Raw genomic sequence first — 23989 nt, forward strand, 5'->3', positions numbered from 1 at the left:
GTACCGCACAACAAACCTTTACGGTCCGTGAGTTGAGGAGATCCTTCCGTGCTCGTGCGCCGGAAAGGGCGCCACTTCCCTCAAGGTCTTCTGCGTTTCCTCGTGCCGTGCACCTCCTCGCGCAGGATGCCCAGGAGCAGTTGGTCGAAATCCTCTGATTCCTCGACGCGCTCGATGAATTCCCGCCACAGCGGGTCCGTCCGGCTCACCCGGGGGTTGGTCCCCTCCTGGTTGTCCCAGTCGTGCCAGGCGTCGATCCACGCACGCATCGCCTGGAAGGCGGCCCAGTGCGCGTCGAGGACAGGCGTGGTGGCATAGATCTCCAGCCGGGCCGCGAGGGCATGGACGTCGCTCACCGCCGCGCCGGTGCCGTCCGGCCAGTCACCCGTGCTCGATAACTCCGTACGCAGGGCGCTGACCCGGTGCACGGCGATCATGGCTTCCTCGTACACGTCCATGCACCGCGACCACACGCGGCTCTCGCGCTCGCGCCTGTCCGTCGCGTGCTGGGTGAGCCAGGCACCGGAGAAGGAGGCGACGGCGCCCAGGGTCGTACCGATGATCGCCGCTTCGGCCGGGTTGAGTCCCACTCTGCCATCATGGCGGTGACTGGGGGGTACAGCTGTGACTGACCACGACCTGACGGGTTTCACGCGGAGCCGGTTCACGCACGAGGGCGTCACCCGCAAGGTTCTGCGGCGCGGGGAAGGGCCCGCTGTCATCGTGATGGCGGAGGTGCCGGGGATCACGCCCAAGGTCCTCGCGTTCGCCGAGAAGGTTGCCGCCATCGGGTGCACGGCCGTGCTCCCCGTGCTGTTCGGGACGCCGGGGCGGGACGCCGACCCCAAGGCCCACGGCGCGCTGAAGTCGAATCTCTACATCGCGTCGACGATGCTGAAGGTGTGTGTGAGCCGGGAGTTCACCGCATTCGCCACCGGCCGCAGCTCGCGCGTGGTGACCTGGCTGCGCGCCCTGGCCGCGCACGAGCACGAGCGGTGCGGCGGCCCCGGGGTCGGCGCCGTCGGCATGTGCTTCACCGGGGGATTCGCCCTGGCGATGGCCACCGACGACCGGCTGCTCGCCCCCGTCCTCTCCCAGCCCTCGCTCCCACTGCCCGTCAACGGCCGCCGTGCGTGCACCATCGACATCTCGGAGGACGAACTCGCCGTGGTGAAGGGCCGTTGCGAGCGGGACGGCCTGCGGGTCCTCGGCACGCGGTTCAAGGGCGACCGGCTGGTGCCCGGCGACCGGTTCGCCTTCCTGCGCCGTGAGCTCGGCGACGCGTTCACCGCCGTCGAACTCGACGACGGCGACGCGAACCCCGAAGGCGTCCTGGCCCCGCACTCCGTCCTGACCGAGCACCTCATCGACGAACCGGGGCAGCCCACGCGGGCGGCGCTCGACGAGGTGCTCGACCTCTTCCGTACGCGGCTGCTTCAGGACACCGGCGGTGCGGCGGCCTCGTAGCCGCTCGCCCGCACCGCCCGCGGTGTCGCGCCCCACCAGCGCCGGCAGCAGCGGTTGAGCGCCGACTGCTCGGAGAGGCCGATGAGCAGGGCGACCTGGCCGAGCGGGAGGTCGCTGCCGGTGAGATAGCGGAGCGCCGCGCTGCGCCGCTCCTCGTCGATGAGCTCCGCGAAGGTCGTGCCCGCGGCGCGCAGGCGGCGCTGAAGGGTCCGCGGATGGACGTTCAGGAGACGCGCCACGGTCCCGATCTCGGGCGGGGACGTGCCCAGCGACCGGCCGACCACCGCGCGGACCCCGGTGACGATGTCCGCGCTCTCACTGGGCAGTTGCTCGTCCAGGTAGGCGAGCGCGAGCCGCCGCAGATGGGCGTTGCCGCCCCCGAGCGGCCGGTCGGCCAGGCTGAGCGGCACCCGCAGCAGCGCCGCCGGGCGGTCCGCCTTCACGGGTACGCCGAAGAAGTCCTCGTAGACCGACAGCGGGGCGAGGAGGGGATGCGGCAGCTCCACCGAGCCCAGGCCGTAGGGGCGGCCCACCAGGTAGACGATGGCCCGGTGCATGAACCCCATGGACAGGTCGATGCCCTGGGGCGGCGCCTCGCCCCCCTCGCGCACGCCGTAGCGCAGGGCGGCGACCCCCGGCGTGCCGTACGGATCCGGTTCGAGGCTGAGGCTCAGCGAGCGCGCGTGCACGAAGAGATAGCGCGTGGTGCACTCCAGGGCGTCCCCGAGGGTGGCGGAGTTCTGGATGGCCAGGGCCAGGGCGCCGAGCATGCCCAGATCCTGCCGGGCCGCGATGCGCAGGCCCAGATCCGGACAGCCGAGATCCTCGGCGGCCAGCTCCAGTACCGTGGCCATCGCCTCCTCGGGCACCAGGAGGTCGTCCCCGTCGAGCGCGGCCGTGGGGCAGCCCGCCTGCCGGGCGTAGGCCTCGGCGTCACCGCCGAGCTCCGCCACCGTGGCGCGGAACCCGCGCAGCCCCGCCGATCTGATCACGGACATGTCGTCCAGGGTCAAAGATCTGTCGTCCCGGGTCAATTCCTGCCGAGTGTGCTTCCGGACACTGAAAAGCATGACGCACACCGCAGACTCAAGCACCGCCGATACCGCGGACACCACCGGTAGCGACACCTCGGCCGGGCACGCCGACGTCGAACACATCGACGTCGTGATCGTCGGCGCCGGTCTCTCGGGCGTCGGCGCCGCCTACCGCTTGCAGACCGAGTGCCCCGAGCGTTCGTACGCGATCATCGAGGCGCGGCAGTCCATGGGCGGCACGTGGGACCTGTTCCGCTACCCGGGTGTGCGCTCGGACTCCGACATGTTCACCCTCGGCTACGCCTTCAAGCCCTGGCGCGAGTCGAAGGTCCTGGCCGACGGCGAGTCCATCCTGAGCTACATCAAGGAGACGGCCGCCGAGTTCGGCATCGACCGCCGGATCCGCTACGGGACCAAGGTCGTCGGCGCCGACTGGTCCACCGCCACGGCCCGCTGGACGGTGACGCTGGAGCACACCGGGCAGGACGGCAGCCGCACCCGCTCCACCGTCACCTGCGACTTCCTGTACTCCTGCGCGGGCTACTACGACTACGACCAGGGGCACGCCCCCGAGTTCGACGGCGTCGACTCCTTCACCGGCACGGTCGTGCACCCCCAGTTCTGGCCCGAGGACCTGGACCACACCGGCAAGCGAGTGGTCGTCATCGGCAGCGGCGCCACCGCCGTCACCCTGGTGCCCGCCATGGCCGCGAGCGCCGCCCACGTCACCATGTTGCAGCGCACCCCGACCTGGATCGGCTCGCTGCCCTCGCGGGACAGGCTGGCCGACGGCATCCGCGCCGTACTGCCGGCGGGCGCCGCCCACCGCGTCGTCCGCACGAAGAACATCCTCTTCACCATCGGCCTCTACCAGTTCTGCCGCCGCAGCCCCAAGGCCGCCCGGCGGCTGCTCACCGGCCTGAACAAGCGCATCGTCAAGGACGACCAGCTGGTCGCCGACCACCTCACGCCCTCGTACGACCCGTGGGACCAGCGGCTGTGCGCGGTCCCCGACGCCGACCTCTTCGAGGCCCTGAAGAAGGGCGAGGCCGAGATCGTCACCGACCACATCGACCGCTTCGTCCCCGAAGGCATCCGGCTGAAGTCCGGCCGCGTCCTGGAGGCCGACGTGGTCGTGACCGCCACCGGACTCCAACTGCTCGCCTTCGGCGGCATCGCGCCGCGCGTGGACGGTCAACCGGTCGAGCTGAAGCGGCAGTTCGTGTGGCGCGGCGCGATGATGACCGGCGTACCGAACTTCGCGGTCTGCATCGGCTACACCAACGCCTCCTGGACGCTGCGCGCCGACCTCACGTCGCGCCTCGTGTGCAAGGTGCTCAACCACATGCGCGAGAACGACTACGCGGCGGTGGAACCGAGGCCGACCAGCACCCTCAACGAACGCCCGCTGCTCGACCTGGCCTCCGGATACGTCCAGCGCTCCATCGACGCCTTCCCCCGGCAGGGCGACCGGAGCCCCTGGAAGGTCCGGCAGAACTACGTCATCGACGCCGCGTCGACGATGCGCACCAACCTGCGCAGGACGCTCTCGCCGACCCCGCTCTCCGCCGTGCGCCGGGCCCGTACGGCGGCGGCCGAGCGGCCCGTCGCCGCGGGCGGCGAAAAGGGTTGGCGCTCCGCCTGAGCCCGCGGCTAGGGTTGTTCCCGTTCGTCCGGCGGCCGGTTGGCCGCCGGTGCAGGCCGAGTGTGATCCAGGAGGTGTGACCGATGGCTGTCGTCGAGATGGGCGTTGCCCGCATCGAGAAGTCCGTTCATTCCACCTCCGTGGCCACCGGCTGACCTTCCTCTCTTCCGCGCGCCAGTGTGCGCGTGCGCCGGGGCCACCCTTGTGAAGGGTCACCCCTTGTCCTCCTCTGCGTTCTCGCAGGCTTCTTCTCCGACTTCGCACCCTCTCGCGCCCTACGGCTGGGACGAGAGCTGGGAAGCCGAATTCACCCCGTACGCGGACCGGGGCCTGCTGCCCGGCCGCGTCCTGCGCGTCGACCGCGGTCAGTGCGACGTGGTCACCCCGGTCGGCACCATGCGTGCGGACACCGAGTTCGTCGTGCCGCGCGACCCCATGAAGGTCGTGTGCACGGGGGACTGGGTCGCCGTCGACCCCGAGGGCGGCGATCCGCGGTACGTCCGTACGCTGCTGCCGCGCCGCACCGCCTTCGTGCGCTCCACCTCCTCCAAGCGGTCCGAGGGGCAGATCCTCGCGGCCAACGTCGACCACGCGATCATCGCGGTCTCGCTCGCCGTCGAGCTCGACCTCGGCCGGATCGAACGCTTCCTGGCCCTCGCCTGGGAGTCCGGGGCGCAGCCGCTGGTCGTCCTCACCAAGGCCGACCTGATCCCGGACGCCACGGGCCTGTCCTACCTGGTCGAGGACGTGGAGACGTCGTCCCCCGGCGTACAGGTGCTGCCGGTCAGCGCCACCACCGGGGAGGGCGTCGACATCCTGTGCGCCGTCGTCTCCGGCGGTACGTCCGTCCTGCTCGGCCAGTCCGGAGCGGGCAAGTCGACCCTGGCCAACGCACTGGTCGGCGAGGACGTCATGCACGTCAACGCCGCCCGTGACGTGGACGGCAAGGGCCGACACACCACCACGACCCGCAACCTCCTCGTGCTCCCCGCCGGCGGTGTCCTCATCGACACACCGGGCCTGCGCGGGGTCGGTCTGTTCGACGCGGGGGCGGGCGTCGGCCAGGTCTTCTCCGAGATCCAGGAGCTCGCCGCCGACTGCCGCTTCCACGACTGCGCCCACACCGCCGAGCCGGGCTGTGCGGTGCTCGCGGCCGTGGAGGACGGCACGCTCCCGGACCGCCGCCTCGACAGCTACCGCAAGCTGATCCGTGAGAACCAGCGGATCGTCGCCAAGACGGACGCGAAGCTCCGGGCGGACATGCGGCGTGTCTGGAAGCTGCGGGGCGCGGAGGGCAAGGCGGCCATGGAGGCCAAGCGGGGCCGGATCCGCTAGCCGGGTCCTTCGAAGGGCTGCGGCTGTGTGTTGCGGGGGTGCTCGGGCGCCCCCGCAATGCCCCCGCAACGCGACGTCCGAATCCCGCCAGCCGGAGCGGCTCCGACGCCGCACACTGGAAGACGTGATCGATGAAGAGACCGGGTACGAGGCGGTCCGCAGCCGCGACGCGCGCTTCGACGGGGAGTTCTTCTTCGCCGTCGAGACCACCGGCATCTACTGCCGGCCCAGCTGCCCCGCCGTCACCCCCAAGCGCCGCAACGTCCGCTACTACACCACCGCGGCAGCCGCCCAGGGCTCCGGATTCCGGGCCTGCCGGCGCTGCCGCCCGGACGCGGTGCCGGGGTCCGCGGAGTGGAACGTACGCGCGGACGTCGTAGGACGCGCCATGCGCATGATCGGGGACGGGGTCGTCGACCGCGAGGGCGTCTCCGGTCTCGCCGTGCGGCTCGGCTACAGCGCCCGGCAGGTCCAACGCCAGCTCACCGCCGAGCTCGGCGCGGGGCCCGTCGCCCTCGCCCGTGCCCAACGGGCGCACACGGCAAGGGTGTTGCTCCAGACGACGGCTCTGCCCATCACGGAGATCGCGTTCGCTGCGGGGTTCGCCAGCGTGCGGCAGTTCAACGACACCATCCGCGCGGTGTACGCCCTGACGCCCACCGCGCTGCGGGCCGCCGCGCCGCGTGGCGGGGGCGCCGGGCGCGCCACCCCGGCCGCCGGGATTCCGCTGCGGCTCGCCTACCGGGGGGCCTACCAGGCCGGCGCCGTCTTCGACCTGCTCGCGGCCGAGGTCGTCGTGGGGGTCGAGCAGGTCAGCGGGGAGCGGGGCGGCCGGACCTACCGGCGTACGTTGCGGCTGCCGTACGGCACGGGGATCGTGGCCGTCGAGGAGAGCGACCACGGGGTCGGCGGGTGGCTGGACGCCCGGCTCCACCTGACCGATCTGCGCGACCTCACGACCGCCGTCCAGCGGCTGCGGCGCCTCTTCGACCTCGACGCGGATCCGTACGCCGTGGACGAGCGGCTGGGCGCGGACCCACGCCTGGCTCCGCTGGTGGCGGCCCGCCCCGGCCTGCGGTCGCCCGGGGCGGCGGACCCCGAGGAGTTCGCGGTGCGCGCGCTGGTGGGCTCCGCGGCGGCCTCGCTCCTGGTGGAGCGGCACGGGAAGGCGCTGGACGCGGCGTGCGGTGCGCTGACCCACGTCTTCCCCGAGCCCGGAGCGCTCGCCGGGGAGCCGGGTCCCTTGGGGGCGCTGGCCGGTGCGCTTGCCGACGGGCGGGTTCGGCTTGATGCGGGGGCGGATCGGGAGGATGCGGAGGGGGCGCTGCTGGGTTTGGAGGGGTTGGACGCGGGTGTGGTGGCTTTGATTCGGATGCGGGCTCTCGGGGATCCCGATGTGGGGTTGCCGGGGTTGCCGGGGTTGCCGGGGGTGGCGGTGCGTGAGGGGTGGCGACCTTGGCGGTCTTACGGGGTGCGGCATCTGTTGGCGGCGGGGTAGGGCTTTTCCCCAACCCCACCCCTTCCCGAAAACCCGCTCCGGCGCGGGGGGCCTCGGTGGACGTCATCACCGGCTCCGCCGAGTTCGTCCTCAGTCGCCGGACGGGCTGAAGATTCACTCCGGTCCGGGGAAGTCTTTCAGCCGTGCAGCCGGGAAGGGGCGGGGTTGGGGAGAATTACTCCTCCAAGCCCCAGCTATGGATCCGCCGAGGATGAATCCGAATCAGCTCCTCACTGAAGTGAGGACCCAGATCGTGCGGCCCCGTCAGGAGCTCCGCATCCCCCCGGATGTCGACCCCCCGCACCTTCCACGGCCGCTCACTCACCATGTCGTCCACGACCAGCGAAACCTTCGGATTCTTCTGCAGATTGCGCCACTTCTTCGTCGTCCCCAACGCATACCCGCCGATCAGAATCGTCCCGTCGTCCTGCGGGAAGAACCCGACAGGATTCGCCTGCGGCTGGCCCGTCGCGTCCACGCTGGCCATCCGGCCCAGACGCTGGGACTTGAGGTACGCCCGCTCGGCATCGCTGAATTCGGTCATGGCGCGAGCCTCGCACGCGTACCCGGCTCGCATCCGCCGCCCCCTGGAAAATGAGGCAGCGAGAGGCAGGGACCTGACCCGGGCACTCAGCCCCAGATCACCGCCCCCAGCCAGGCCCCCGCGATCAGCAGACACGCGAACAGCTCGGTCAGCACGCTCCAGCCCCCCGCCCGCATCACCGTCCGCGTCGCCGCCACGGCCGCCCCGTGCCTGCCGAGCCGCAGCCGCTCCGCGAGGTAGATCCCGCCGATGAACCCCGGGATCGACCCGATCACCGGCACCACGCAGAACCCGACAAGGGCCCCGGCCCCCGCGTACACGGCCGTACGGCGTGTGGCGCCGCTCTGCCGGAAGCGCCGGGGCGGCAGCAGCCAGCGGACGCCCTGCGCCGCCAGGAGCACCAGGGAAGCGCCGACCAGGATCCACCAGGCGACCGGCTCCGGATCCTGCAGCGCCCACCACAGAACCGCGGCCCACACCAGCCACGGCCCCGGCACCCCGGGTACTAGCACCCCGCCGATCCCGAGCGACAGCACGACTCCGACCAGCAGGAGTTCCCACGCTCCCATCTGTCAAGCGTGCAGTAAACGAGAGAAAACCGCAGGTCGCGAACGTCCGGCCGCCTCAGCCGGAAGGAGTCGGCCGCACCCGCCGGGAGGCATCCAGCTGCCCCAGCCCCCGCCGGAAGGCGTCAGCGCGCCACCCAGCCCCGCTCGTACGCGTGCCAGCCCAGCTGGAGCCGCGTCGTCACGCCCGTCAGCTCCATCAGGCGCTTGACCCGGCGCTGCACCGTCCGGAGCCCGAGGTCGAGCTGTTTGGCGACGCTCGCGTCCGTCAGGCCCGCGAGCAGCAGCGAGAGGATCTCCAGGTCGGCGCCGTCAGGCCCGTCGGGGGCGGCCTCGGTGACCGAGTGGCCGCCCTCGCCGAGCCGCAGCGGCAGCGCGTCGCGCCACACCGCCTCGAAGAGCCCCGTCAGGGATTCGAGCAGGCCGCTCGCGTGCACCACGAGCGCGGCGGGCTCGGCCCTGCGCGAGGTCAGCGGCACCATGGCGAGCGAGCCGTCGGCGATCACCAGCTTCGTCGGGACGCGGTCCACGACGCGCACCTGTTCGTCGCGGCCGATCGCCGTCGACAGCTCCATGAGGCCGGTGGGCATCGCGAGGACGGAGCGTTCGACCACCACGCGGTAGGTGACACCACGGCCCGCGGCCTGCGCCTCCGCGTCGTTCTCCATGCCGGTGATCGCCACGGGGTTGCCGGTGACCAGGGCGCACACCTCGTCGCTCGCCCCCAGCTGGAGCTGGAGGAAGCGCTGCGAGACCGCGCCCGCGCCGGTCACCACTTCGACCAGATCGTGCACCGCGGGCTCCGCGGCCTGGGCGCGGTACTCCTCGGCGAGCAGCTTCGCCGCCAGCTCGGCCTTGTCCAGTTCGTGCCGCTGCTGGGTCAGGAGCGCGCCGAGGGCGACACCCGGCGGGGCCGCCACCCACCGCCCCGCCTTGCCCGACGCCTGGGCCGCGAGGCCGTGCAGCTCCAGGTGGCGCAGCGCACGCACCGTGTCCGGCTCGCCCAGCGAGAGCCGCCGGGCGAGATCGGGCACGTCGGCGGCGCCCACCGCCACCAGCGCGCGGTACGCCGATTCGTGCGTCTCGTCCAGCCCTATCGAAGCCAGCATGCGGCGACGTCCCTCCCCAAGGATCCGTTCCGACGGCGCCCTGGCGGAAAACAGCCACGGCGTAAACCCGCCCCAGGACATCATCCCCGCACCCCCCGCCTCTCTGCCAAGGTGACGCCACCGCAGCACCAACGGCAGCCGCCAATACGGCCTTTGGACGGATTTCGGCTGTGGTTCCGCATGCCCGACAACCTTGGGGAGAGCGATGCGCCCGATATCGCGCACGGCCTTGGGGGCGGCGTCCGCCGCCGTCCTCGCCGTCACCGCGGCCGTCCCGTCCGTGGCCGAGCCACGCACGGCCGCGGCGGACACGAGTCCGCTGGTGGGGGGTGCGCCACGGAGCGAAGGGAGCTCCGTCGTCACCCTCGTCACCGGCGACCGCATCCTCGTCACGTCCGACGGCAAGGACCGCGCGGGCGCCGGCGCGCTGCCCGGCGCCGACGGCACGGTGCCCCTCATCCAGACCAGGCAGTCCGGCAAGGACCTGTACGTCTACCCCGAGGGCGCCGTCCAAGCGATCGCCGACGGCAAGGTCGACGAGGAACTCTTCAACGTCACCGGGCTCGTCCGCCAGGGCTACGACGACGCGCACGCCAAGCAGCTGCCGCTGATCGCCGTGTACGACAAGTCCGTCGACGTCGCCCGCTCGGTGCCCGCCACGCCGCGCGGCGCCGAGCGCGGGCCGGTCCTCGAACCCGTCGACGGGGTCGCGCTGAAGGCCGACAAGAAGAAGGCTGCGGACTTCTGGGCCGACGTCACCTCCGCCAAGTCCCGTTCCGCGTCCGACCTGAAGAAGCTCTGGCTCGACGCCAAGGTCGAGGCCACCCTCGACAGATCGACGAAGCAGGTGCACGCCCCCGAGGCCTGGGCCGCGGGGTACGACGGCAAGGGCACCAAGGTCGCGGTCCTGGACACCGGCGCCGACGCCGAACACCCCGACCTCAAGGGCCGGATCGGCGCGACCGAGAACTTCACCGACTCGCCGGACAACGAGGACCGCCAGGGCCACGGCACCCACACCACGTCCACCGTCGGCGGCACCGGCGCGGCGAGCGACGGCAAGAAGAAGGGCGTCGCTCCCGGCGCCGAGCTCCTGCACGGCAAGGTCCTCAACGACAGTGGCTCAGGCGCCACTTCCTGGATCATCGCGGGCATGCAGTGGGCCGTCGACCAGAAGGCCGACGTCGTCTCCATGAGCCTGGGCAACCCGGCGCGGACCGACTGCACGGACCCGATGAGCACGGCCACGGAGGAGCTCGCGCAGTCGAGCACGGGCACCCTCTTCGTCCTCGCCGCGGGCAACACCGGGCCGAGCCTCAACTCCGTCTCCTCGCCCGGCTGCGCGCCGAGCGTCCTGACCGTCGGCGCCGTCGACCGCGACGACTCGACGGCCTCCTTCTCCAGCCGGGGGCCCGCATACGGCTCGCACACCCTCAAGCCGGAGATCGCCGCACCCGGCGTTGAGATCTCCGCGGCCGCCGCGGGCGGCAGGGGCGTCTACGCGTACCAGTCCATGAGCGGTACGTCGATGGCGACCCCGCACGTCGCGGGCGCCGCCGCCCTGGTCAAGCAGCGCCACCCGGACTGGAGCGCACAGCAGATCAAGTCGGCCCTCGTGTCGTCGGCGGACAGCGCCATCCCCGGTGACGTGACCGAGACGGGCGGCGGCAGGCTCGACGTGAAGGCCGCCGTCGACCAGAAGGTCCTCGGCTCGCCCGCCGTGCAGGGCGGCAGCTTCGGCTGGCCCCAGGACAACTCGGACCGCACCACGGTCGACGTCCCGTACACCAACACCACTGACAAGGCAGTGCGGTTGAAGCTGTCCGTGCAGGGCGTCACCGGCAACGACGGCTCCGCAGTGCGCTCGGACATCGCCAAGCTCGGCGCACACTCCGTGGAGGTCGCCGCCGGGGCCACGGTCAAGGTCCCGCTGAAGCTGGACCCCGACGAGGACCTCGAGCGGGCCCAGTACGGCGACGTGACGGGCCGCGTCCTGGCGAAGGCGTCCGGGGGCGTCGCGGTCTCCACGCCCTTCTCCCTCTACGTACAGCCCCAGACCGTCAGCCTCCGCGTGAAGCTGGTCGACCGCGGCGGGAAGCCCGCCGCGGGCCCCTCGTCCGTCGACCTCATCGGCACCGACGACGCCAGCGGTGAGCGCCGCTTCAACGAGGGCGCCAACGACCAGACGTACCAAGTGCGCCCCGGCTCCTACTTCCTGACCGGATTCGTCGCGACGCCCGACGCGGACGGCGGCACGCTGACCGACTCGCTCACCCACCTCGCCAGGCCCCAGGTCGAGGTCAAGAAGGACATGACCGTCACGCTCGACGCCCGCAAGGCGCACCGCCTCGCCGTGAAGACGGACAAGGAGTCCGAAGTGCGGGGCGCCACCCTCGGGTTCGCCCGCACCTGGGGCGCCGACCACTGGCTGCACGCGGGCACCGCGTCCGGGCCGCGCTCCATCCGCGGCTTCTACCAGTCGGTCGAGGGCAAGGCGACCGACGGCACCTTCGAGTCCGGCAGCTACTGGCGCGCCGCGGCGCCCCTGCTCTCCGAACTCGCCGTCGTGGGCGGCAAGCCGCTGCACCCCGTGACCGCGTCCACCGGCTCCGCCAACCTCGACGGCACGGGCAAGGCGACCCTCGTGGACGCCAAGTCCGGTACGCCCGCCGAGCTCGAAGCCGCAGGGGTCAAGGGCAAGATCGCTTTGGTCAAGGTCCCGGACAGCGGCAGCGCGAACACCGCGGCGACGAACGCGAAGGCGGCGGGAGCGCTCGCCGTCGTCGCCCACCGCACGGCTCCCGGCCGCTGGTACCCCTCGACCGGCTTCACCGGATCTCCGCTCCCGGTCCTCGGCGTCCAGACGGCCGAGGCGACCTCACTTCTCGCCCAACTGGCGCAAGGCAATGTCCAGTTGAAGTGGAAGGGAACGGCGAAGAGTCCTTACGTCTACAACCTCGCCTTCCCCGAGACCGGCCAGATCCGCGACGACCGCACCTACCGGGTACGGGACAAGGACCTCGCCGCGAACGAGGCGACGTACCGCGCGATGGGCGCGGCCACGGACTACGTGGACCTGCCGTCCGCCGTCCGCCCCTCGGGGCTCGAGGTGTACTTCGCCGACATCGAGTCGGTCCCGGCCCCCGGCAAGCGCACCGAGTACTACTCGGCGGGCACGACCGGCTGGGGCCACCAGGTGTCCAGCAGCTTCCCGTTCGGGGAGTTCATGATCGACCCGGTGCGGACGTACGAGAAGGGGGAGCGGCGCGGCGAGAAGTGGTACGAGGGAGTCCTGACGCCCGCGGCGCCGCGTGACGCCCGGGGCAAGCAGGCGCTCGCCGCCGAACGGCAGGGCAATCTGATCGGCGTCGCGCCGGGCTTCTGGGACGACGGGCAACACGCGGGAGTCCAGGGCAGCTTCGGCGACATCGGCGGCATGGAGCTGAAGCGGGACGGCGAGGTCGTGGGGGAGACGGGCTGGCCGTACGGGGTGTTCTCGGTCCCGGCCGGCGACGCGGCGTACGAACTCACCCTGCACACGCAGAAGATCGGCTCGAAGGTCTGGCAGCGGTCCACGGGCACGCAGACCACCTGGGCGTTCCGCTCGCACCTCGACGAGGAGGTCTACTCGCAGGGGATCCCGATGCTGTTCCCGCGCTATCGGCTGCCGCAGGACGGCATGAAGACGCTGGCGGCGAAGGACGGTCAGCGGATTGGCATCACGGCGACAGGGCACTCGGGCTACCAGCCCGGCGCGCTCAAGTCCGCGGCCCTGTCCTACTCGTACGACGAGGGCAAGACGTGGACCGAGGCCAAGACCTCCGCCTCCCAGGGGAAGTGGACCGCCACCGTGGATCACGCGGGCGCCTCGGGCAAGCAGGTCTGGCTCAGGACCGAACTGACGGATGCGAACGGAAGTTCCGTCACTCAGACGGTGGCTCGCGCCTACGACGTGCGATAAACACACAGACACCGCCGGGCGGTCCTCCCGTGGGGGGTGGGCCCGCCCGGCGGCCCTCATCACCCTTCCGGTGGCCGGAATTTCCGGATGCACCGTTTTCGTGCGGCCTTTGCGGTGGACAATAGGGGCATGAGCCAGCAGGGGGAGAGGCACGACGGGGCCTCCGGCCAGGAGGACGACTGGTGGAGTCAGCTGTACGACGACTCCGCTCATGACACGGGTCCGGCCGAGGCGGCCGACACCCTCGACGACAGGTTCGCGTCGGCGGTCGGCGCGGCGGGCGAGAGCGCGACCGACTCCGCGCCGACCCCCGGGGGCGAGGGCGCGACCCCGGGCGTCGAGGGCGCGGAAGGAACAGTCCCGCGCCCAGGCCGCTTCCCCGATCCGGAGCCCTGGCCCCGGGACCTCCAGGACGGCCGGGGCACGCGGGACGCCCCGCCGGACCTGGCTCCCCGCCCGCCAAGCCCTGCCCCGGACCTCGCTCCCCGGACGCCGGGTCCTGCCCCGGACCTTGCTCCCCGGACGCCGGGTCCTGCCCCGGACCTTGCTCCCCGGACGCCGGGTCCTGCCCCGGACCTTGCTCCCCGGACGCCGGGCTCTGCCCCGGATCTTGCTCCTCGGACGCCGGGTCCTGCCTCGGACCTCGCTCCCCGCACGCCGGGTCCTGCCCCGGACCTCGCTCCCCGCCCGCCGGGCTCTGCCCCGGACCTGGCTCCCCGGACGCCGGGTCCTGCCCCGGACCTCGCTCCCCGCACGCCGGATCCCGCGCCGCCGGGGGAGCCGCCCGCGCCGCCGTCGCCCCCGTACCAGCCCCCGCCCACGGCCGCCGCCCGCATCCGCCCCGACGTCGCCCCCTGGGAGCCCTCCGCCGCGCCCACGGGGCCTGTCACCTTCCCGGCGGGGCCGCCGAAGCCCCCGGGGGACCCGAGCCGCACCACCGCCGTTCCCGCGCCCCGCGCGCCCGAGGAGTCCGCGGCTGCGGGGTCGCAGGCGCCGGCCCCGGGGGGACCGCAGCCGCCCGTGGCGGGAGCTTCCGTGGACGCCGTCGCGTACGTGGGCGACGGGCCGCCCACCTATGACGCCGAGCCCACCGTCCTGCCCGCCGCCGACCCGGACGACCTCGGCGATCTGGTCGCCGACACCGTCCTGGACGGTGCCCGCTACGGCACCTCCACCCTCCGCGCCGTCTCCGTGCGCGGGGACTCCGCCCGCTATCGGGGCGAGCCGCGGCGCGACTCGCTGCTCACCGCGCGGTTCGGGACCGGGGAGAGTGCTCTCGTCCTGGTGGCCATGGCCACCGGCGCGCGGGCCACGCCGGGCGCGCACCGCGCCGCCGCCGAGGCCTGCGCGTGGATCGGGCGGGCCGTGGGGCGCAGCCACCAGCGATTGTCCGAGGACATCAGGGCCGCCCGCCGCGGGGACCTCAAGAGCGGGCTGCACCGGCTCACGGACCGCAGCCTGGGCAAGCTCCGCGCCCACGCGGCCGACCTCGGCATCGAGCCCGATGAGTACGCGGCGTCCCTGCGCTGCCTCCTCCTGCCCGCCGACCCCGAGTGCCGCACCCGCGTCTTCTTCGGTGTCGGCGGCGGCGGACTCTTCCGGCTCAGGGACGGCGCGTGGCAGGACATCGAGCCCCACGTCAGCGACTCCGCGGGGGACCCGGGACCCCCTGTCGTCGGCTTCGGGTCCGTGCCCGCGCAGACCCCGGAGGGCGATCGGCTGACCATGGACATGGGGATCATCACGCCCCCGAGTCCGTACGAGCCCGCCCCCGAGCCGCCGCCCCGCGAGCCCTTCCGCTTCCGTGCCTCCGTAGCCCGCCCGGGTGATGCCCTGATGCTCTGCAGCGGCGGCCTCGCGGAGCCCCTGCGCGGTGAGCCCGAGCTCGCCGCGCACCTCACCCAGCGGTGGGCCAAGAGCGGTCCGCCGGGCCTCGCGACCTTCCTGGCGGACGTCCAGGTCAGGGTCAAGGGGTACGCGGACGACCGAACGGCGGCCGCCGTTTGGGAGGCGTGAGCGCCCGCCCTGTGAATTCATGGACCCCAAGAGAGTCGCAGAGCAGTCAAGGGGACTGAAGGGTTCGTGAAGCCATGGCCAAGCAGAACGTCGCCGAGCAGTTCGTCGACATCCTCCACCGCGCCGGTGTGCGCCGTATGTACGGAGTCGTGGGCGACAGCCTGAACCCGGTCGTGGACGCGATCAGGCGCACCAAGGGCATCGACTGGGTGCAGGTCAGGCACGAGGAGACGGCGGCCTTCGCGGCCGGCGCCGAGGCCCAGATCACCGGGAGCCTCGCCGTCTGCGCCGGATCCTGTGGCCCCGGCAACCTGCACCTGATCAACGGCCTCTACGACGCCCACCGCTCCATGGCGCCCGTCCTCGCCCTCGCCTCGCACATCCCGTCGAGCGAGATCGGTCTCTCCTTCTTCCAGGAGACCCACCCCGACCGGCTCTTCCAGGAGTGCAGTCACTACAGCGAGATGATCTCCAGCCCGCAGCAGATGCCGCGGCTGCTCCAGACCGCCATCCAGCACGCGATCGGACAGTCCGGCGTCAGCGTCGTCACCCTGCCCGGAGACATCGCCGACCAGACCGCCCCCGACAAGTCCCCCGAGAGCGCCCTCGTCACCTCGCGCCCCACCGTGCGCCCCGGCGACGCGGAGATCGACAAGCTCGCCGCGATGATCGACGAGGCCGACAAGGTCACCCTCTTCTGCGGCAGCGGCACGGCAGGCGCGCACGCCGAGGTCATGGAGTTCGCCGAGAAGATCAAGTCCCCGGTGGGCCACGCCCTGCGCGGCAAGGAGTGGATCCAGTACGACAACCCGTACGACGTGGGCATGAGCGGCCTGCTCGGCTACGGAGCCGCGTACGAGGCCACCCACGAGTGCGACCTCCTCATCCTGCTCGGCACCGACTTCCCGTACAACGCCTTCCTGCCCGACGACGTCAAGATCGTCCAGGTCGACGTCCGCCCCGAGCGCCTCGGCCGCCGCTCCAAGCTGGACCTCGCCGTCTGGGGCGACGTACGCGAGACCCTGCGCTGTCTCACCCCGCGCGTCACGCCCAAGTCCGACCGCAAGTTCCTCGACAAGATGCTGAAGAAGCACGCGGACGCGCTCGAAGGCGTCATCAAGGCCTACACGCGCAAGGTCGAGAAGCACATCCCGATCCACCCCGAGTACGTGGCGTCCGTGGTCGACGAACTCGCTTCCGACGACGCGGTGTTCACCGTCGACACGGGCATGTGCAACGTCTGGGCGGCGCGCTACCTCACCCCAAACGGCAAGCGCCGCATCATCGGTTCCTTCAGCCACGGCTCGATGGCCAACGCCCTGCCGCAGGCGATCGGCGCCCAGTTCACCGACCGCAAACGCCAGGTCGTCTCCATGTCGGGCGACGGCGGATTCTCCATGCTGATGGGCGACTTCCTCACCCTCGTCCAGTACGACCTGCCGGTGAAGGTCGTCCTCTTCAACAACTCCGCCCTGGGCATGGTCGAGTTGGAGATGCTGGTGGCCGGACTCCCTTCGTTCGGCACGGCCAACCACAACCCCGACTTCGCCGCCGTGGCCCGCGCCGCCGGTGCCTACGGAGTGCGCGTCGAGAAGCCCAAGCAGCTCGTGGGCGCCCTGAAGGACGCCTTCTCGCACAAGGGGCCCGCCCTCGTCGACATCGTGACGGACCCCAACGCCCTCTCCATCCCGCCCAAGATCAGCTCGGACATGGTGACCGGCTTCGCGCTCTCCGCCAGCAAGATCGTCCTGGACGGCGGAGTCGGCAGGATGGTGCAGATGGCACGCTCCAACCTGCGCAACGTGCCACGCCCCTGACGGTCAATCAGGCGGGCCGCAGCCGCAGCGTCACGATCTGGAACGGCCGCAGCGCGAGCACGAGACCCGCGTCGTCGGTGTGCGCCGGTTCGAGCGGGCGCTCCAGGAGATCGGTCACCTCGGCCGTGCCCACCGCGAACGACGTGGTGAGCGCGGCCGCCGCGCGCCCGCCCCGCGACTCGTAGAGCCGCACCACGACATCACCGCTCCCGTCGTCCGCGAGCTTCACCGACTCCACGGTCACCGCCGGGTTGTCGACGCTCACCAGGGACGGCAGCACGGGCGCCGCGGCGACCCGTAGCGGCAGGTTCAGGGCGAGCCCTTCCGCGACCGCGTCGCCCGTCGACGCGCCGGGCAGCAGCGCGTACGTGAACCGGTGCACGCCCAGGTCCGTCTCCGGGTCCGGGCTGTGCGGGGCGCGCAGGAGCGTGAGCCGCACGGTGGTGCCGAGCCCGTCGCCGTGCGGAGCGCGCGTCACGTCATGGCCGTACGTCGAGTCGTTGAGCACCGCCACGCCGTACGTCTCCTCGGCGACCCGCAGCCACCGGTGCGCGCAGATCTCGAAACGGGCCGCGTCCCAGCCGGTGTTGGCGTGCGTGGAGCGGTGCACGTGCCCGAACTGGATCTCGGCGGCGGACCGTTCGGCGTGCACGTCGAGCGGGAAAGCGGCCTTGAGCACCTTCTCCGACTCCTGCCAGTCGACGTCCGTGACGACGTCGACACGACGGCTGCCCGCCGCTAGCCGGATCTCCTGGGTGATCCGCGACTTCCCGAAGGCGCGCACCACCCGGACGGCAACCCGCAGCGGCCCGTCCTCGACCAGCTCCACGGACTCGGCCTCCGTGAGGTCCGTGTGCGTATTGCGGTAGTGCTTGTCCAGGTCCCAGGCGTCGTAGTGCGTCGGGTGATCGGGATGCAGCTGGAGGAGGTTTCCGCGCGTTCCGGGGGAGAGGACCTCGCGGTGCGCGTCGATGTCGTGCACGGAGGTCAGCAGGCCGTCCGCGTCGATCGCCACGCGCAGATGCTCGTTGAGCAACTGGATCTCACCGTCGGCGAGCACTGCGCTCGCCCCGGTCTCCCGTGTGTACGAGGCGGCCTCGTCCAGGCTCGTGCTTCCCAGGGCCGGGACATGGACGTGCACCAGGGCGCCGTCCTCGTCCGTGACGACCTCACTGCGGGCGTACGGCGACGAGTTGAGCGCGGCGGGCCCACCCGGGCCGAGCGAGCGGACCGCCGCCGCGGTGAGCTCGTCGAGCTCGGCCAGCACGCGCGCGTACGTGTCGCGGGCCTCGCGGTGCACCCAGGCGATCGACGACCCCGGCAGGATGTCGTGGAACTGGTGCAGGAGCACGGTTTTCCAGAGCCGGTCGAGGGTTGAGTAGGGGTAGACGTACGCGGGGTCGCGCACCGCGGCGGCCGTGCACCACAACTCGGCCTCGCGCAAGGCGTGTTCGGTGCGACGATTGCCACGCTTGGTGGCCGCCTGCGTCGTGTACGTCGCGCGGTGCAGCTCCAGATAGAGCTCACCGGACCAGACCGGCGCCCGCTGCCCGTACTCCTCCTCGGCGGCGGCGAAGAACGCCGAAGGACGCTCGATCTCGACGCGCGGCGACCCCTCAAGGGAGCGCAACCGCCGCGCCTTCTCCAGCATTTCGCGGGTAGGACCGCCACCGCCGTCGCCCCAGCCGAACGGCACCAGGGAGCGTGAGGCGCGGCCCTTCTCGGCGAAGTTCTTCTCCGCGTGGGCGAGTTCGGCGCCGTGGAACTGCGAGTTGTAGGTGTCCACCGGAGGGAAGTGCGTGAAGACGCGGGTGCCGTCGATGCCCTCCCACCAGAACGTGTGGTGCGGCATCTTGTTGGACTGGTTCCAGCTCAGCTTCTGGGTGAGGAACCAGCGCACGCCCGCGAGCTTCGCCAGCTGCGGGAACGCCGCCGTGTAGCCGAAGGAGTCCGGCAGCCAGATCTCCTGCGTCTCCACCCCCAGCTCCTCGCGGAAGAACCGCATGCCGTGCGTGATCTGGCGGGCCAGCGCCTCGCCGCCCGGCATGTTGGCGTCCGACTCGACCCACATGGAGCCCACCGGCGCCCAGTTGCCGTCCGCCACGGCCTTCTTGATGCGCTCCCAGATGTGCGGCTGGTGCTCCTTGACCCACGCGTACTGCTGGGCCTGCGAGCAGGCGAAGACCAGCTCGGGATAGTCCTGGGCGAGCGCCGTCACGTTGGCGAAGGTGCGCGACGCCTTGCGTACGGTCTCGCGCAGCGGCCACAGCCAGGCCGAGTCGATGTGCGCGTGCCCGGTCGCCGACACCCGGTGCGCGCTGGCATGGGCGGGGCTCGCGAGGACGTCCGCCAGCTCGGCGCGGGCCGCCGCCGCCGTGCCCGGCACGTCGTGCAGATCGAGCGCGTCGAGCGCCCTCTCCAGGGCGCGCAGGATCTCGTGCCGCCGCGGGCGGGCCGCGTCCAGCTCGTACATCAGCTCCGAAAGGACCTCGATGTCCAGTGTCAACTGCCATACGTCCTCGTCCAGTACGGCGAGGTCGGCAGACGCGAATCGGTAGATGGGGCGATCTCCGGCGGTCAGAACATCGCCCAAAGGTGTCGGCTCGAAGTCGTGCAGGACGGCCGGGTTGGCGGCGGCCTCCAGGAGCAGGTGCACCGGCTCACCGCCCTGGGCGACCGCCGCCACCGGGATGTGCCGGTTACGGGGGTGAATGCCCTTGATGGGCACGCCCGAGGCGTCGTACACGAGCCCCTCGGCCTGGAAGCCGGGTCCCTCACCGGTGAAGCCGGGGTCGACGACCACCTCCACATGCCGCCCCCGCCAGGCCTCCGGCACCTGACCGCGCAGCCGGAACCAACTCGTTGACCAGGGCTTTCCCCACTCCGTGCCCGCTTCGAAAGGCGCGTACGAGGCGTCGATGGCCTCGGCGACGGGGACGGGTTCGCCCGGCGCGTGCCAGACGGAGAGGGCGAGCGGCACACGGTCCGCGTACTGGGCGGGGCGGATGAACTGCCGCAGGGCGCGCTCCAGGCGTCCCTCCACCAGCAGTCGGTCGTCGTGCACGGCGGCTCCTCGGAATGCTCGGGCGGTCCCGGCGCGGGGCGTAAGAGCCCGGTCGGGATCATGCAGAAACGGTCCACCGCTTCACTTCCCCGCAAGGCTCGGGCGCACCCACTCCAATCGTTGACGAATGGACATGAGTGCCGCCATCCGGGTGGGGCATGCATTCCGTGAGCGTGTTCGAGCAGGAAGGAATTGACTCGTTTTGTGGGCGGGGGTCATGGCCAGGCAGGTAAGAGGGGGCGGTCCCATTCATCTTGGGACCTCTTCGCCGAAAGCAAGGGACGAGCCGACCGACGGCAAGCCGGGCGAGCCGCACAGGGCTCAGCTCCGGCGCAGATTGGGGCGATCAGACCTGCGGGCGGTCCCTGAAGTCAGGGGCGCGCTGCGTGAACTGCTCCGGTCCTGGGGGAGGCCCGGAAGAGCCGAGATAGCCGAACTGCTGACCAGCGAACTGGTCACGAACGCACTGGTGCACACCGATCGTGACGCCATCCTGACGGCGACCGTGCGGCCCGGCAGGCTGCGCGTCGAGGTCAGGGACTTCGTGGGGCGCCGCCCCAAGCTCTGCGCGCCGAACGCCGACGACGGCACGCATGGCCGGGGCCTGATGCTCGTGCAGTCCCTCTCGGACGCGTGGGGCGTACGCGCGCACGGGGTCGGGAAGGTGGTGTGGTTCGAGCTGGACGGCGGCCCGGCGTGAACCGGACCTCCGGCCAACTCCCGTCCTGCGCCGCTGACATCAGCCGAACTGCTGCTCCAGATCCTTGAGCTTGCGCTCGAGGGAGTCGAGCCGCGGCAGCGCCTGGGTGTCGTCCTCGGCGGTGAGGTCGACGGTGACGGGTTCAGAGCCGCTCTTCACGGCCTGGAGGGAGGGACGGGAGCGCAGAGGCAGCTGGTCCTGTTCCTGCGGGGCTATCGCAGGGTCCGCGCCGACTTGCGCGGACCCGGTGGCCGGCGCGACCGCCGGCAGATCGACCTGACGTCCCTGGCCACGGCCGGGGAGACTGCGATGGCCGCGGCTGATCGCCTTGAGCTGCGCACGCTCCAGCTTCTCGCGGTCCCGCCTGCTGATCCGGGTGCGCTCCTTCTCGCGCCGGTCCTCCCGGACCTCCTCGACCGCCTCGTCCAGGGTGCGTACGCCTTCGAGGAGCATCAGCGACCAGGCACCGAAGGTCTCCCGGGGCGCGCGCAGCCACCGTACGATCCGGATCTGCGGCAACGGCCTTGGCACCAAGCCCTGTTCGCGCAGTGCCGCACGGCGGGTCTGCTTCAGGGCGCGGTCGAAGAGCACCGCGGCCGACAGCGACATCCCGGCGAAGAACTGCGGGGCGCCCGCGTGACCGAGCCCCCTGGGCGCGTGCACCCAGTTGAACCAGGCCGCCGCGCCCGCGAACGTCCACACCAGGAGCCGCGAGCCGAGGGCCGCGTCACCGTGGCTCGCCTCGCGCACGGCGAGCACGGAGCAGAACATCGCCGCGCCGTCGAGCCCGAACGGAACCAGGTACTCCCAGCCGCCGGTGAGGTTGAGGTTCTGCCGGCCGAAGCCGACGAGTCCGTGGAAGGAGAGTGCGGCGGCGACCGCCGCACAGCAGAACAGCAGAACGTACGAGGCCGATCCGTAGAAGGCTTCCTTGCGCCTGCGGCGCTCCTCGCTGCGTTCCCAGGTGTCGTCGCTGGAGGCACCGGCGGCCGCCTTCTGCCCGGCGCGCTTGCCGCGTGCGAGTACCGCCACCGCCACCAGCATGCCCAGGAGCAGGACGCCGCCCGGAAGCAGCCAGTCCAGCGATATGTCGGTCAGTCTCATCTGGGGTCCCTTGCGTCGCGGTAGGGCGTTCGGGCGCCATAGTGACCCAATCCGGATGGCCCCCAGAGGGGTTTTCGGGCAAGAGAACGCCAAGGGGGGTGCAAAGGGGTGTGGCGCGCGCCGTTTTGCTCGAACTCAAAGGCAGGCAAGGGGAATTGAGTTCGATTAAACGAACACGAAAGGGTGGTTCAACGGGGAGGGGGCGCCGTTTTGGTTCGGAGCGGGGCTCCGGTCAGGCCGCCGCGGCGGCGCTCAGCCGTGCGATGCGGTCCGCGTCGCAGGTGCGCGGGCAGGTCACACAGGTGTCCTCGGGACGCAGCGTGTAGAACATGCAGCAGCTCGCGCGATCACGCGTCGGCAGGGACTCGCCGCTGGGCCCCCGCAGCTCACGGAAGCCCGCCGTCCCCACGTACGGCTTGGTGGCGCCCGGCAGCAGCCGCTCCAGATCGGTCGTGGCGCGCTGCTCCTCGCCCAGCAGATGGGCGATGTACCAGAGACCCTCGACGATCTCGTCCGTGGCCAGGCTCCACAGGGCGCGCGAGCGGCGCCGCATCCGGGGCCCGAAGGCGTCGAGGAGCGGTCCCAGGTGCTCGGCGACGGCGGCCCGCACCTCCGCGCGCAGCGCCTCCTCGTCCGGCACCACGTGGGCGCCGGGCATCGAGGCCGCCGGATCGTCGGGCAGACAGGCGAAGCCCGTGCTGCGGACGGCGAGGCGGCCCAGCGTGCGCTCGTAGGAGACGTTCCGTACGGGGTAACGGGGGACCCGGCGGTGCAGGAACCACGGCACGGTGATCAGCAGAGTGGCCGGCCAGGCATAGCGGTGCAGGGCGAAGCTGGCGATGACGTCGGGGCGCCCCGCCTGTCCGTAGTCCTTCAGTACCTGCGCCTCGTCCCACGCCAGGAACGCGTCGAGATCGGCCCCGCCCTCCGCGAGCCGGGCGGCGGTGACCCAGCCGCCGCCCTGTGGGGCCTGCTCGTCGTCGCCCAGCTCGTCCACGCGGAGTCCGGGGAACACCTCGTTGAGGCGTGCGTAGGCGTCCGCGAGGGCGCTCGGGGCGCGCTTCGCCAGGGTGGGAACGGACATAGGGGGACCACCGAATCGCGATCGATTGCAGGTAAGCCTTACCTTACCCGGAATGATCGAGGTTTCAACTGGAGGGCTGTCCGCCTATGGTGCCTCTCGTACCTTTCGGACCCGGCGGACTTTGGGGTGGACCTCGTGGAGCAGGCCAGAGCGCATGACGCGTACCGCCTCGCCGTCCGTGTGCCGGAGCAGGTGCGGGCCTCGTCGGCCCCGCAGGCCCGGGGTGAGCACACGCACGGGGAGGCGGTGTCGCTGCCCGCGCCCCGCAGGACGGTGCAGCGCAACTCGGTCCGCGGCCAGATCCTGGACGCGCTGCGGGCCGCGCTCGTCGGCGGCGAGCTCGCGCCGGGCGAGGTGTACTCGGCGCCCGTGCTCGGCGAGCGCTTCGGGGTCTCGGCGACTCCGGTGCGCGAGGCGATGCAGCAGCTGGCGATCGAGGGAGCGGTGGAGGTCGTACCGAACCGCGGCTTCCGGGTCACCGAGCGCAGCGCTCGGGAGCTGGGGGAGCTGGCGGAGGTGCGGGCGCTGATCGAGGTGCCGGTGATGCTGCGGCTGGCCCGGACGGTGCCCGCGGCGCGGTGGTGCGAGTTGCGGCCGCTGGCGGAGGCGAGTGCGGTGGCGGCGGCCGGTGGGGATCTCGCCCGGTACGCGGAGGCGGACCGGGCCTTCCACGGGGCGGTCCTCGGCCTGTCGGGGAATCAGCAGCTGGTGCAGGTGGCGGACGATCTGCACCGGCGGTCGCAGTGGCCCCTGGTGAGTGGCCCTGTCGCCGGGCGGCGGGCGGATCTCGTGGCTGACGCGGCGGAGCACATGGCTCTGCTTGAGGCGTTGGTGGCGCAGGATCTTGGGGTTGTGCAGGCCTTGGTGCGGGAGCACTTCGCGGGGGCGGGGGGCTGAGGTTCGGGCGGTCCCTGCGGGGCTCTCCCCAATCCCACCCCTTCCCGAAACCAGGGGGCTCCGCCCCCTGGAACCCCCCTACAAGATGTCCTCAAACGCCGGACGGGCTGGAATAGTCCGTCCGGCGTTTGAGGACGAACTCCTACGT

17 protein-coding genes are annotated in these 23989 nt (G+C 71.8%); 9 read left to right on the forward strand and 8 right to left on the reverse strand.

What is annotated here, in order from left to right:
* Positions 1-80: 80 nt before the first annotated feature.
* Positions 81-590, reverse strand: a complete 510-nt coding sequence (locus ACFUPX_RS36225; RefSeq protein ID WP_383332502.1) for a hypothetical protein — start codon at positions 588-590, stop codon at positions 81-83.
* Positions 591-624: 34 nt separating this feature from the next.
* On the opposite strand from ACFUPX_RS36225, the gene ACFUPX_RS36230 reads away from it, so the two are divergent.
* The gene (locus ACFUPX_RS36230; protein ID WP_383332504.1) at positions 625-1467 is read left to right on the forward strand and encodes a dienelactone hydrolase family protein; all 843 of its coding nucleotides are present in this window, start codon (positions 625-627) and stop codon (positions 1465-1467) included.
* On the opposite strand, the gene ACFUPX_RS36235 is transcribed toward ACFUPX_RS36230, so the two are convergent.
* A complete protein-coding gene (locus ACFUPX_RS36235) occupies positions 1437-2465 on the reverse strand; it encodes an AraC family transcriptional regulator (RefSeq protein ID WP_383332506.1) in 1029 nt (342 codons plus the stop codon). The two genes, ACFUPX_RS36230 and ACFUPX_RS36235, sit on opposite strands and share 31 nt — an antisense overlap.
* 70 nt (positions 2466-2535) lie before the next feature.
* Here ACFUPX_RS36235 and ACFUPX_RS36240 point away from each other — a divergent pair, with 70 nt between their 5' ends.
* From ACFUPX_RS36240 to ACFUPX_RS36250, 3 genes are all read left to right on the forward strand, one after another.
* Positions 2536-4146 carry a flavin-containing monooxygenase gene (locus ACFUPX_RS36240; protein ID WP_383332508.1) on the forward strand — a complete coding sequence of 537 codons (1611 nt, stop codon included), beginning with the start codon at positions 2536-2538 and terminating at the stop codon, positions 4144-4146.
* A gap of 219 nt (positions 4147-4365) precedes the next feature.
* Complete coding sequence (gene rsgA / locus ACFUPX_RS36245) at positions 4366-5481, forward strand: ribosome small subunit-dependent GTPase A (protein ID WP_383332510.1); 1116 nt, start codon at positions 4366-4368, stop codon at positions 5479-5481.
* Between the two features lie 127 nt (positions 5482-5608).
* Positions 5609-6979, forward strand: a complete 1371-nt coding sequence (locus ACFUPX_RS36250; protein ID WP_383332542.1) for a bifunctional transcriptional activator/DNA repair enzyme AdaA — start codon at positions 5609-5611, stop codon at positions 6977-6979.
* Between the two features lie 175 nt (positions 6980-7154).
* On the opposite strand, the gene ACFUPX_RS36255 is transcribed toward ACFUPX_RS36250, so the two are convergent.
* The 3 genes from ACFUPX_RS36255 to ACFUPX_RS36265 form a co-directional block, all read right to left on the reverse strand.
* Complete coding sequence (locus tag ACFUPX_RS36255; RefSeq protein ID WP_383332512.1) at positions 7155-7523, reverse strand: PPOX class F420-dependent oxidoreductase; 369 nt, start codon at positions 7521-7523, stop codon at positions 7155-7157.
* Between the two features lie 86 nt (positions 7524-7609).
* The gene (locus ACFUPX_RS36260; RefSeq protein ID WP_383332514.1) at positions 7610-8092 is read right to left on the reverse strand and encodes a DUF456 domain-containing protein; all 483 of its coding nucleotides are present in this window, start codon (positions 8090-8092) and stop codon (positions 7610-7612) included.
* A gap of 122 nt (positions 8093-8214) precedes the next feature.
* Positions 8215-9198 (reverse strand): helix-turn-helix transcriptional regulator, encoded by a 984-nt coding sequence (locus ACFUPX_RS36265; protein ID WP_383332516.1) that lies wholly within the window; start codon positions 9196-9198, stop codon positions 8215-8217.
* A gap of 205 nt (positions 9199-9403) precedes the next feature.
* Here ACFUPX_RS36265 and ACFUPX_RS36270 point away from each other — a divergent pair, with 205 nt between their 5' ends.
* The 3 genes from ACFUPX_RS36270 to ACFUPX_RS36280 all read left to right on the forward strand — a co-directional run bounded on the left by ACFUPX_RS36270 (position 9404) and on the right by ACFUPX_RS36280 (position 16992).
* On the forward strand, positions 9404-13159 hold the full coding sequence (locus tag ACFUPX_RS36270; RefSeq protein WP_383332518.1) for a S8 family serine peptidase: 3756 nt from the start codon (positions 9404-9406) through the stop codon (positions 13157-13159).
* A 129-nt stretch (positions 13160-13288) separates the two neighbouring features.
* Positions 13289-15175, forward strand: coding sequence for a protein phosphatase 2C domain-containing protein (locus ACFUPX_RS36275; protein ID WP_383332520.1), 1887 nt, complete (start codon positions 13289-13291; stop codon positions 15173-15175).
* 74 nt (positions 15176-15249) lie between these two features.
* Positions 15250-16992: a pyruvate dehydrogenase gene (locus ACFUPX_RS36280; RefSeq protein ID WP_383332522.1), complete on the forward strand. Its 1743-nt coding sequence runs from the start codon at positions 15250-15252 to the stop codon at positions 16990-16992.
* A gap of 7 nt (positions 16993-16999) precedes the next feature.
* Here ACFUPX_RS36280 and ACFUPX_RS36285 read toward each other — a convergent pair whose 3' ends face one another.
* Complete coding sequence (locus ACFUPX_RS36285; RefSeq protein WP_383332524.1) at positions 17000-20056, reverse strand: alpha-mannosidase; 3057 nt, start codon at positions 20054-20056, stop codon at positions 17000-17002.
* Positions 20057-20273: 217 nt separating this feature from the next.
* On the opposite strand from ACFUPX_RS36285, the gene ACFUPX_RS36290 reads away from it, so the two are divergent.
* Complete coding sequence (locus ACFUPX_RS36290; protein WP_383332526.1) at positions 20274-20756, forward strand: ATP-binding protein; 483 nt, start codon at positions 20274-20276, stop codon at positions 20754-20756.
* A 39-nt stretch (positions 20757-20795) separates the two neighbouring features.
* On the opposite strand, the gene ACFUPX_RS36295 is transcribed toward ACFUPX_RS36290, so the two are convergent.
* Both ACFUPX_RS36295 and ACFUPX_RS36300 read right to left on the reverse strand, forming a co-directional pair.
* Complete coding sequence (locus ACFUPX_RS36295) at positions 20796-21860, reverse strand: DUF2637 domain-containing protein (RefSeq protein WP_383332528.1); 1065 nt, start codon at positions 21858-21860, stop codon at positions 20796-20798.
* Positions 21861-22092: 232 nt separating this feature from the next.
* Positions 22093-22944 carry a (2Fe-2S)-binding protein gene (locus ACFUPX_RS36300; RefSeq protein ID WP_383332530.1) on the reverse strand — a complete coding sequence of 284 codons (852 nt, stop codon included), beginning with the start codon at positions 22942-22944 and terminating at the stop codon, positions 22093-22095.
* A 135-nt stretch (positions 22945-23079) separates the two neighbouring features.
* Between ACFUPX_RS36300 and ACFUPX_RS36305 the strand changes: the two genes are divergently transcribed.
* Positions 23080-23841, forward strand: a complete 762-nt coding sequence (locus tag ACFUPX_RS36305; protein ID WP_383332532.1) for a GntR family transcriptional regulator — start codon at positions 23080-23082, stop codon at positions 23839-23841.
* Positions 23842-23989 lie beyond the last annotated feature (148 nt).

The organism is Streptomyces sp. NPDC057302 (genome assembly GCF_042667685.1).
Taxonomy (GTDB): Bacteria; Actinomycetota; Actinomycetes; order Streptomycetales; family Streptomycetaceae; genus Streptomyces.

Coding starts and splice junctions, on each gene's coding strand:
- ACFUPX_RS36260 (WP_383332514.1), bottom strand. CDS start 8,092: ATGGGAGCGTGGGAACTCCTGCTGGTCGGAGTCGTGCTGTCGCTCGGG.
- ACFUPX_RS36270 (WP_383332518.1), top strand. CDS start 9,404: ATGCGCCCGATATCGCGCACGGCCTTGGGGGCGGCGTCCGCCGCCGTC.
- ACFUPX_RS36300 (WP_383332530.1), bottom strand. CDS start 22,944: ATGTCCGTTCCCACCCTGGCGAAGCGCGCCCCGAGCGCCCTCGCGGAC.
- ACFUPX_RS36265 (WP_383332516.1), bottom strand. CDS start 9,198: ATGCTGGCTTCGATAGGGCTGGACGAGACGCACGAATCGGCGTACCGC.
- ACFUPX_RS36235 (WP_383332506.1), bottom strand. CDS start 2,465: ATGTCCGTGATCAGATCGGCGGGGCTGCGCGGGTTCCGCGCCACGGTG.
- ACFUPX_RS36255 (WP_383332512.1), bottom strand. CDS start 7,523: ATGACCGAATTCAGCGATGCCGAGCGGGCGTACCTCAAGTCCCAGCGT.
- ACFUPX_RS36280 (WP_383332522.1), top strand. CDS start 15,250: ATGGCCAAGCAGAACGTCGCCGAGCAGTTCGTCGACATCCTCCACCGC.
- ACFUPX_RS36295 (WP_383332528.1), bottom strand. CDS start 21,860: ATGAGACTGACCGACATATCGCTGGACTGGCTGCTTCCGGGCGGCGTC.
- ACFUPX_RS36240 (WP_383332508.1), top strand. CDS start 2,536: ATGACGCACACCGCAGACTCAAGCACCGCCGATACCGCGGACACCACC.
- ACFUPX_RS36290 (WP_383332526.1), top strand. CDS start 20,274: ATGGCCAGGCAGGTAAGAGGGGGCGGTCCCATTCATCTTGGGACCTCT.
- ACFUPX_RS36275 (WP_383332520.1), top strand. CDS start 13,289: ATGAGCCAGCAGGGGGAGAGGCACGACGGGGCCTCCGGCCAGGAGGAC.